The following is an 8,400-nucleotide window of genomic DNA, read 5'->3' as shown; positions in this document are numbered from 1 at the left end:
GACGTCGCGGCGGCGCGCCGCGACTACCTCGACGAGTCGGGCGGACGATACGTCCACGTCATCGCGGACGGCGGCGTCGGCACATCCGGCGACATCGTCAAGGCCGTCGCGTGCGGCGCTGACGCCGTCATGCTCGGCGCAGCCCTCGCGCGTGCCGAGGAGGCGCCGGGCCGCGGGTTCCACTGGGGACCCGAGGCGCACCACAGCCAGCTGCCGCGCGGTGAGCGCGTCGAGGTCGGCACCGTCGGTTCGCTCGAGCAGATCCTCGACGGCCCCGGCCAGAGCGCCGAAGGCACGACCAACATCATGGGCGCCCTCAAGCGCGCGATGGCGACGACCGGTTACTCCGACCTCAAGGAGTTCCAGCGCGTCGAACTCGTCGTCGCGCCCTACCAGCGCAGCTGACCCGCACCCCACCCGGCACGCCCTCGCTCTTTCGAAGAGCGGGGGCGTGCTGCGTCGAGGGACGCATCGCGTCGGCAGAGCGCACGACGGCGCCCGCCATGTGCACGGTGTACGCGAAAGTAACCACGGTGTCGGAGGTCACATCTACAGTGGGGGGATGACGCCTTCACTGCACACCCAGCCTCGCCCGCAGCGTCCGCTCGCTCTCGACGAGGCGACCGTCCGACGCATGAGCGCCCGCGTCGTCGCGAGCGGCCCGGCGCAGGAACGCATGACGCCGCTGACGGGGGAGACGATCGGCGCGCTGCCCACGTCGACGCCCGACGACGTCGTCACCGCCTACGAACGGGCGCGCGCAGCGCAGCAGGAATGGGCACAGCGCGACGTCCGCGAACGCGTCGAGTTCCTCACGAGGCTGCACGACCTCGTGCTCGATCGCCAGGACGAGTTGCTCGACCTCATCCAGATCGAGTCGGGCAAGGCGCGCATCCAGGCGTTCGAGGAGGTGCTCGACACCGCGGGCGTGTGCCGTCACTACGCCAAGAAGGCGCCGAGCTATCTCGCCGAGCGCAAAGCCCTCGGCGCGCTCCCGGTGCTGACGCAGGCGCGCACGCATTATCTGCCGAAGGGCGTCGTCGGCATCGTCGCGCCATGGAACTACCCGCTGTCGATGTCGATCACGGACGCGCTGCCGGCGCTCGCGGCGGGCAACGCCGTCGTCCTGCGCCCGGACGAGAAGTCGAGCTTCACGTGCCTGCGCGCCGTCGAACTGTGCGACGAGGCGGGCCTGCCCGAGGGGCTGCTCCAGGTCGTCCTCGGCGACGGGCCGAACGTCGGCGGGGCGGTGCTCGAGCACGCGGACTCGGTGATGTTCACCGGTTCGACGAAGACGGGCCGCATCGTCGCGCGCGACGCGGGGGAGCGGCTCAAGAGCGCGTCGCTTGAACTCGGTGGCAAGAACGCCATGTACATCGCCGATGACGCCGACCTGACGCGCGCCGCCGAGTGCGCGCAGCGCGCCGTCTTCGCGAGCGCGGGCCAGCTGTGCATCTCGATCGAGCGTCTCGTCGTGCACGAGAAGATCGCCGACGAGTTCCTGCGACGCTTCCTCGAACGCGTCGCAGCGATGAAGATCGGCGTGGCGCTCGACTGGGGCTACGACATGGGCAGCCTCATCTCGGCCGACCAGCTCGAACGCGTCACGCAGCACGTCGACGACGCCGTCGCGAAGGGCGCGACGGTGCTGGCCGGAGCCAAGGCTCGCCCCGACATCGGCCCGTACTGCTACGAACCGACCGTCCTCGACGGCGTCGCGGACGGCATGCTGTGCCGCGACGAGGAGACATTCGGGCCCGTCGTCAGCGTGTACCGGGTGAGCAGCGATGACGAGGCCGTCGCCCTCGCCAACGACACAGACTTCGGCCTCAACGCCTCCGTATGGACGAAGGACGTCGCGCGCGGGCGCGCCATTGCCGCCCGCATCCGCACCGGAACCGTCAACGTCAACGAGGGCTACGCGGCCGCTTACGCGAGCAACGGCGCGCCGATGGGCGGCATGAAGGCCTCCGGCCTCGGGCGGCGTCACGGCGCGGAGGGCATCACGAAGTACACCGACATCCAGAACGTCAGCGTGCAGCGGTTGCAGGGCTTCGGCGTGCCGAAGGGCGTGTCGCAGCGACAGTTCGCCCGCGCCCTGAGCACGGGTCTGCGCGTCATGAAGAAGGCGGGCCTGTCATGAACACCACCTCGCGCGATCAGGCGATGGACGTCGACGTCGCCGTCATCGGCTCCGGCTTCGGCGGCTCGGTCGCGGCGCTGCGGTTGGCTGAGAAGGGCTATGACGTCGTCGTGCTCGAAGCCGGCCCGCGGCGGCGTGACGACGAGTTCGCCAAGACGAGCTGGGACGTGCGCAACTACGTCTGGGCGCCCAAGCTCAAGTGCTTCGGCGTACAGCGCATCCACAAGCTGCCGCACGCCGTCATCCTCGCCGGCGCGGGCGTGGGCGGCGGCAGCCTCAACTACGCGAACACGCTCTACGTGCCGCCGAAGACGTTCTTCGACGACCCGCAGTGGGCGCACATCACCGACTGGCAGGAAGAACTCGCGCCGCACTACACCGTGGCGAAGAAGATGCTCGGCGTCGTCGAGGCCAACCCGTGCGAGGGCGTCGTCGAGAACGTCATGCGCGACGCAGCCCGCAGCCTCGGCGTCGAGAACACGTTCCGCAAGACGCCGGTCGGCGTGTACTTCGGACGCGCCGGCGGGCGCGTCGACGACCCCTACTTCGGGGGCGAGGGCCCGGCGCGCACCGGCTGCACCGAGTGCGGCAACTGCATGGTCGGCTGCCGCGTCGGCGCGAAGAACACGCTGCTCAAGAACTACCTGCCCCTCGCCGAACGGGCCGGCGCACGCATCGAGGCGATGCGCACCGTCGTCGATCTCGAACCGATCGGTGAGCACGGCGAAGGCGGCTGGCGCGTGACGAGTGAGCGCACCGGCGCGTGGCTGCGCCGGGATCGCCGGACGATGACGGCCCGCCACGTCGTCCTCGCCGCCGGGACGTGGGGGACGCAGTCGTTGCTGCACACGCTGCGGGCCGAGGGGCGCCTGCGGCACCTGTCGCCGCGGCTGGGCAAGCTGACGCGTACCAACTCCGAAGAACTCGGTGGTGCGGCCCTCGTCGACGTACCGCGCGGCGCGGACCTGACGAAGGGCGTCGCCATCACCTCGAGCTTCCACGTCGACGCCACGACGCACGTCGAGAACTGCCGTTACGGCAAGGGCTCGAACGCGATGGGCTTCTTCTCCACCCTGCTCATCCCCGGCGACGTGCCGAGCCGCACGCGTGCCTTCGCGCGCGAGTTCGTCAAGCGCCCGGGCACGCTGCTCAAGACCGTCGTACCGCGCGGCTGGAGTGAGCGCACCGTCATCGCCCTCGTCATGCAGACGCTCGACAACTCGATCGACGTCTCACCGCAGCGCACGCGCCGCGGGTGGAAGCTGACGTCCGCGCAGGGCCACGGCGAACCCAATCCGTCGTGGATTCCTGGCGGGCACAAGGCGATTCACGCGATGGCGAGCGAGCTGCAGAAGGCCGTCAAGGGCACCGCGGTGCCGGGCGGCACATGGAACGAGCTGTTCGAGGTGCCGATGACGGCGCACTTCCTCGGCGGCGCACCGATCAGCGACGGGCCGGGCACGGGCGTCATCGACGCGTATCACCGCGTCCACGGCTACCCGACTCTGTCGATCGTCGACGGTTCGGCTGTCTCCGCGAACCTTGGCGTCAATCCTTCGCTGACGATCACCGCCCAGGCCGAACGTGCGATGAGTGCGTGGCCGGCCAAGGGGGAGCGGGACGAGCGCCCAGCGCCGGGTGAGGAGTACGTCAGGCTCGACATGGCGCCGGGTCGTGTGCCCGGGCAGGTCGTCGACGTCGGAATGCCGCGCATCGGTGGGCTTGCCGGTGGTGAAAGGGGCGCCGTCGACGTGACGCCATGACGCTCCACAATGCAGAGCGACCCGTCTGAGGCAACGTTCAGTTCGACCCCGTAGGCTGAGTCGGTGCTGCGAACCGCGATGAAACCCCGCCTCCTGCGGTTGTTCGTCGTCATGCTCGTTCTGACGGCAGCCTTCGTCTGGTTGGGCAACTGGCAGTGGCAGACGGCCCACAACAGGGCCAACCAGCAGGTCCTCGAGGAGAGCAACGGGCGCGCTGTGGAACCACTCGACGACGTCCTGAAACCGCAGACGACGTTCGACAACGGGCGCTCCTTGCAGCCGATTCGTGCGACCGGCCACTATGACGCCGCGAAGACCGAACTGGTCGCCGGCCGCGTACTCGACGGCAAGAACGGCTACTGGCTCATGACACCGCTCGTCGTCGACACGACGGGCGCGCGCATCCCGGTGGTGCGCGGGTTCGTCACGCAGACGACGAAGCTGCCCGCGCCGACGTCAGGCACGGTCACGATCGAGGGCGCGCTCGCGCCCGGTGAATCGGTCTCGACGCTCGGTGAACTTCCCGAGGGTCAGATCGGCACGATCGACATGGGCCGGCTGCTCAACGAGTGGGGCGGCAAGGTCTACAACGGCTTCGTCTTCTCGACGAAGCAGGCGCCGGCCGCGGCGCCGCAGTCGGGAACCGCTGTCGTGCAGCACATTCCGCCGCCGGTGCCGAAGGCCACGAAGGTCGATCTGCGCAACGCGGCCTATGCGTGGCAGTGGTGGATCTTCGCGATCTTCGCCGTCTTCATGTGGCTGCGAATCCTGCATGAGGAATACCTCGACGACCGGGCGGCCGCCGAAGCCGCGATCTCCGACGGGCCGCAGGCAACAGATGCGCCCGACGTGCGCGCCGCACGCAGCGAGGGCGACGCCGCTGACGATCTCGACCAGCCCGACGACGGTGCCGCCCGGGCGTCGTCGGCTCCCGAAACCCTCGCCGAACAGGGCGCGATGCGCCCGGCGACACGAAAGGAAACGCCGTGACCAAGCCTGCTCCCACCCCCGGCCGCCCCGTGGTGCGCATCGACGCACTCAAGGCTCGCTCTGCCCTCAAGTTCTTCAAGGTCGCCGCGTTCATCGTCGGTATCGGCCTGCTCGTTCTCGTGCTCGAGATGGTGCTGCACTACGGTTTCGACAACCACGCCCTCGACTGGTGGCCGCAACCGCATGGTCTGCTCTTCCTCGTCTATGTCGCCGCGACGGCGAATCTGGGTTTCGCCATGCGCTGGGGGATCGGCAAGATGGTGCTCGTCATCCTGGCCGGCTGCGTCCCGTTCCTGTCCTTCTGGGTGGAGCGCCGCATCAGCGGTGAGGTCGAGCGCGATCTCGAGGCACTCCCCACCCGCTGAGCGGCTGGCAGCGTCCGATAACCGCGTGATTCCGGGGTTGTCGCCCCGGCCGATAGGATGAGTGACGTGACCGAAAATCTGCAGGATCATCCCGTTCTCGTCGTCGACTTCGGCGCGCAGTACGCGCAGCTGATCGCGCGACGCGTGCGTGAGTGCGCCCTCTACTCCGAGGTCGTGCCGCACACGATGAGTGCCGCCGAGATGCTGGCCAAGGAGCCCGCGGCCATCGTGCTGTCGGGCGGGCCGTCGTCGGTGTACGCCGAGGGGGCGCCGTCGCTCGACGTCGCGCTGCTCGAGGCCGGCGTGCCCGTGTTCGGCATCTGCTACGGCTTCCAGGCGATGGCTGACGCTCTGGGCGGCACCGTCGGCCACACGGGTGGTCGTGAGTACGGCAACACGACGGCGACGATCACGCACACCGAGTCCGTCCTGTTCGCGGGGCAGCCCGCCGAGCAGAACGTGTGGATGTCGCACGGTGACGGCGTGACCGAGGCTCCCGCGGGCATGACGGTGTGTGCCCGCACACCCGGCGCGCCCGTCGCGGCGTTCGAGGATCCGGCGCGCAAGCTGTTCGGCGTCCAGTGGCACCCCGAGGTGTTGCACTCCGCCCATGGCCAGGAGGTGCTTCGTAACTTCCTGCTCAAGGGCGCCGGCCTCGAGGCGACGTGGACGGCCGCCAACATGGCCGAGGAGCTCGTCGAGCAGGTGCGGGAGCAGATCGGTGAGGGCCGCGCGATCTGTGGCCTCTCCGGTGGTGTCGACTCCTCGGTCGCCGCGGCGATGGTGCAGAAGGCGATCGGCGACCGACTGACGTGCGTCTTCGTCGACCACGGCCTGCTGCGCGCCGGTGAGGCCGAGCAGGTCAAGGAGGACTTCGTCGCCGCCACCGGCGTCGACCTCGTCGTCGTCGATGCGTCGCAGCAGTTCCTCGACGCGCTCGCGGGTCAGAGCGACCCGGAGACGAAGCGCAAGATCATCGGTCGCGAGTTCATCCGCGTCTTCGAACAGGCCGCGCGCGACATCGTCGGCGCTGAGTCGAGCAGCGAGCACCCCGTCGAGTTCCTCGTCCAGGGCACGCTGTACCCCGATGTCGTCGAATCCGGCGGCGGCACGGGCGCGGCCAACATCAAGAGCCACCACAACGTCGGCGGCCTGCCCGACGACCTGCAGTTCACGCTCGTCGAGCCGCTGCGTTCGCTGTTCAAGGACGAGGTGCGTCAGGTCGGTCTCGAGCTCGGTGTGCCCGAGGCGATCGTGTGGCGCCAGCCGTTCCCGGGCCCCGGCCTCGGCATCCGCATCATCGGCGAGGTGACGGCCGAGCGCCTCGAGATCCTGCGCGCTGCCGACCTCATCGCCCGCGAAGAACTGACGGCCGCCGGTCTCGACCGCGACATCTGGCAGTGCCCCGTCGTGTTGCTCGCCGACGTGCGCTCAGTCGGCGTGCAGGGCGACGGCCGTACGTACGGTCACCCCATCGTCCTGCGCCCCGTATCGAGCGAGGACGCGATGACGGCCGACTGGACGCGCCTGCCCTACGACGTGCTCGCCAAGATCTCGAACCGCATCACGAACGAGGTCGCCGACGTCAACCGCGTCGTGCTCGACGTGACGAGCAAGCCGCCGGGCACCATCGAGTGGGAGTGAGTTCGAAGGTGACGGCATGATGCCTCCTGAGCTCACGCACGACGACGGCGCAGCCCGCACGGCTGCGCCGTCGTCGCATCCCGGTGGTCCTCGACGCGGTCACGACGATCGGCCCGGCAGGTCGGCACGCCCCGGCGGTGGTGCGCGATGAGCGCCGATGACCTCGTGGGCGCGACACGCGCTGGCGACGACGCCGAGCCGGCCGGCGACATCCCGGAGTCCGTGCGTCGTCTCGTCTGCTCGGTGACGACCATGGCGCTCGTATCGCTCACCGGGTTCCTTTTGGTGCTGTGGGTGTTCACGCGAACGGCACGCGGCCAGATGTGGGACGAACGCGCGCGCCTGAGCACCGGTTCCAGCGCGCGAGCCTGGGCGCACATCGTCGACACCCTGACGTACATCACGATCGCGAGCACAGGCGCGTTCCTGCTCGCGTTCGTCGTGATCGCACTCGTGCGACGCCGTTTCGCTCTCGCGGCGGCGGCCGTCTGCGTCGTCTCTGTGGCGAACGTGACGACGCAGCTGTTCAAGGCCTATTGGCCCACGCAACCACACTGGTGGTCGAACTCGTTGCCAAGTGGGCACTCGACGGTGGCGATGAGCATCGCCACGGCTGCCCTCATCGTCGCGCCCGTGGGCGCCAGGCGATGGCTGCTGCCGTTCGCCGGCTTCGGGGTGACGTTCGTCGGCGCGGGCACGCTCGTCGGACACTGGCACCGGCCCGCCGACGTCATCGCGGCCTTTCTGCTGACCACGTTCCTCGCCGCGATCGCGCTGGGCGTCGTGCAGCGCGTCCAGCACGGCCGTCATCCGCGCGACACGTCGTACGCGGTGCGACCCGTGCTCAGCCTGGCGGGCAGCATCGGCGTCGGCCTCATCTTCGTCGCGCTCGGGGTGCGTCCGCTCGATCACGACGTCTCGCTCGTCTTGGCGTTCGTCCCCCTGGTGAGCATCGCCGTGACGGCGGCGCTCACGCTGGCGTGGATCAGCGCCGCCGCCGACGACGCCGTCGGCTGAGGTCTCGAGCAGACCATGGTGGCCCGTGTGCCGCGCGACGCGGTGCGGTCGTGGGGTCGGCGCTTCGTGCCGGCCGCGTTCATGATGCTGCTCGCAGCCGTCGTGGTCGGCATCGTGGCGATGGCGCGTGATCTCCCGGGCGGGGTCAGCAGGGCCCGGGACGGCATGCACGCGTTGAGTGGTACGGGCCGCACGTTCGAGACGATCGCGGCCTGCGTCGGGTGGGTACCGCGCGGGGCGCTCGTGGTCGCTGTCGTGGCGGTCGTGGCGCTCCCGGTTTCGCTGCTGCGCCGCGGCGGCGCATGGGCTGTGACGCCCCCGCGCGCCGCCGCCGCTCTGCTCGTCATCGCCGGCGCCAATCTGAGCACGCAGGCGGCCAAGTTGCTGCTCGCCCGGGTGCTCACGCCTGAGGTCGCGACGCTGCCCAGTGGGCACGCCACGCTCGCGCTGACGAGCGCTGCCGCCCTCGGGCCCCCCC

The 8,400-nt window shown here is 69.8% G+C and carries 7 protein-coding genes and 1 pseudogene; all 8 read left to right on the top strand.

Annotated elements, in window-relative coordinates:
• Positions 1–405: IMP dehydrogenase (locus HMPREF0321_RS05575; protein ID WP_006944847.1), on the top strand; the 405-nt coding region annotated here is incomplete at its 5' end.
• A 157-nt stretch (positions 406–562) separates the two neighbouring features.
• Positions 563–2,143 carry a succinic semialdehyde dehydrogenase gene (locus HMPREF0321_RS05570; RefSeq protein ID WP_006944850.1) on the top strand — a complete coding sequence of 527 codons (1,581 nt, stop codon included), beginning with the start codon at positions 563–565 and terminating at the stop codon, positions 2,141–2,143.
• Positions 2,140–3,906, top strand: coding sequence for a GMC oxidoreductase (locus tag HMPREF0321_RS05565; RefSeq protein WP_006944848.1), 1,767 nt, complete (start codon positions 2,140–2,142; stop codon positions 3,904–3,906). The genes HMPREF0321_RS05570 and HMPREF0321_RS05565 overlap by 4 nt, the downstream gene beginning before the upstream one ends.
• A 63-nt stretch (positions 3,907–3,969) precedes the next feature.
• Positions 3,970–4,896 carry an SURF1 family protein gene (locus tag HMPREF0321_RS05560; RefSeq protein ID WP_006944845.1) on the top strand — a complete coding sequence of 309 codons (927 nt, stop codon included), beginning with the start codon at positions 3,970–3,972 and terminating at the stop codon, positions 4,894–4,896.
• Positions 4,893–5,261 carry a DUF3817 domain-containing protein gene (locus HMPREF0321_RS05555; protein WP_006944851.1) on the top strand — a complete coding sequence of 123 codons (369 nt, stop codon included), beginning with the start codon at positions 4,893–4,895 and terminating at the stop codon, positions 5,259–5,261. Before HMPREF0321_RS05560 ends, HMPREF0321_RS05555 begins: the two co-directional genes overlap by 4 nt.
• 66 nt (positions 5,262–5,327) lie before the next feature.
• Complete coding sequence (gene guaA / locus HMPREF0321_RS05550) at positions 5,328–6,905, top strand: glutamine-hydrolyzing GMP synthase (RefSeq protein ID WP_006944852.1); 1,578 nt, start codon at positions 5,328–5,330, stop codon at positions 6,903–6,905.
• A gap of 147 nt (positions 6,906–7,052) precedes the next feature.
• Positions 7,053–7,922, top strand: a complete 870-nt coding sequence (locus HMPREF0321_RS14765) for a phosphatase PAP2 family protein (RefSeq protein ID WP_006944846.1) — start codon at positions 7,053–7,055, stop codon at positions 7,920–7,922.
• Positions 7,923–7,937: 15 nt separating this feature from the next.
• A pseudogene (locus HMPREF0321_RS05540) lies at positions 7,938–8,400 on the top strand (hypothetical protein); the annotation flags it as partial.

The sequence above is a fragment of the Dermacoccus sp. Ellin185 genome (genome assembly GCF_000152185.1).
GTDB classification, from domain to species: Bacteria; Actinomycetota; Actinomycetes; order Actinomycetales; family Dermatophilaceae; genus Dermacoccus; species Dermacoccus nishinomiyaensis.
The sequence above is the reverse complement of the archived record's forward strand: the minus strand, read 5'-3'. Positions and strand labels throughout refer to the sequence as shown.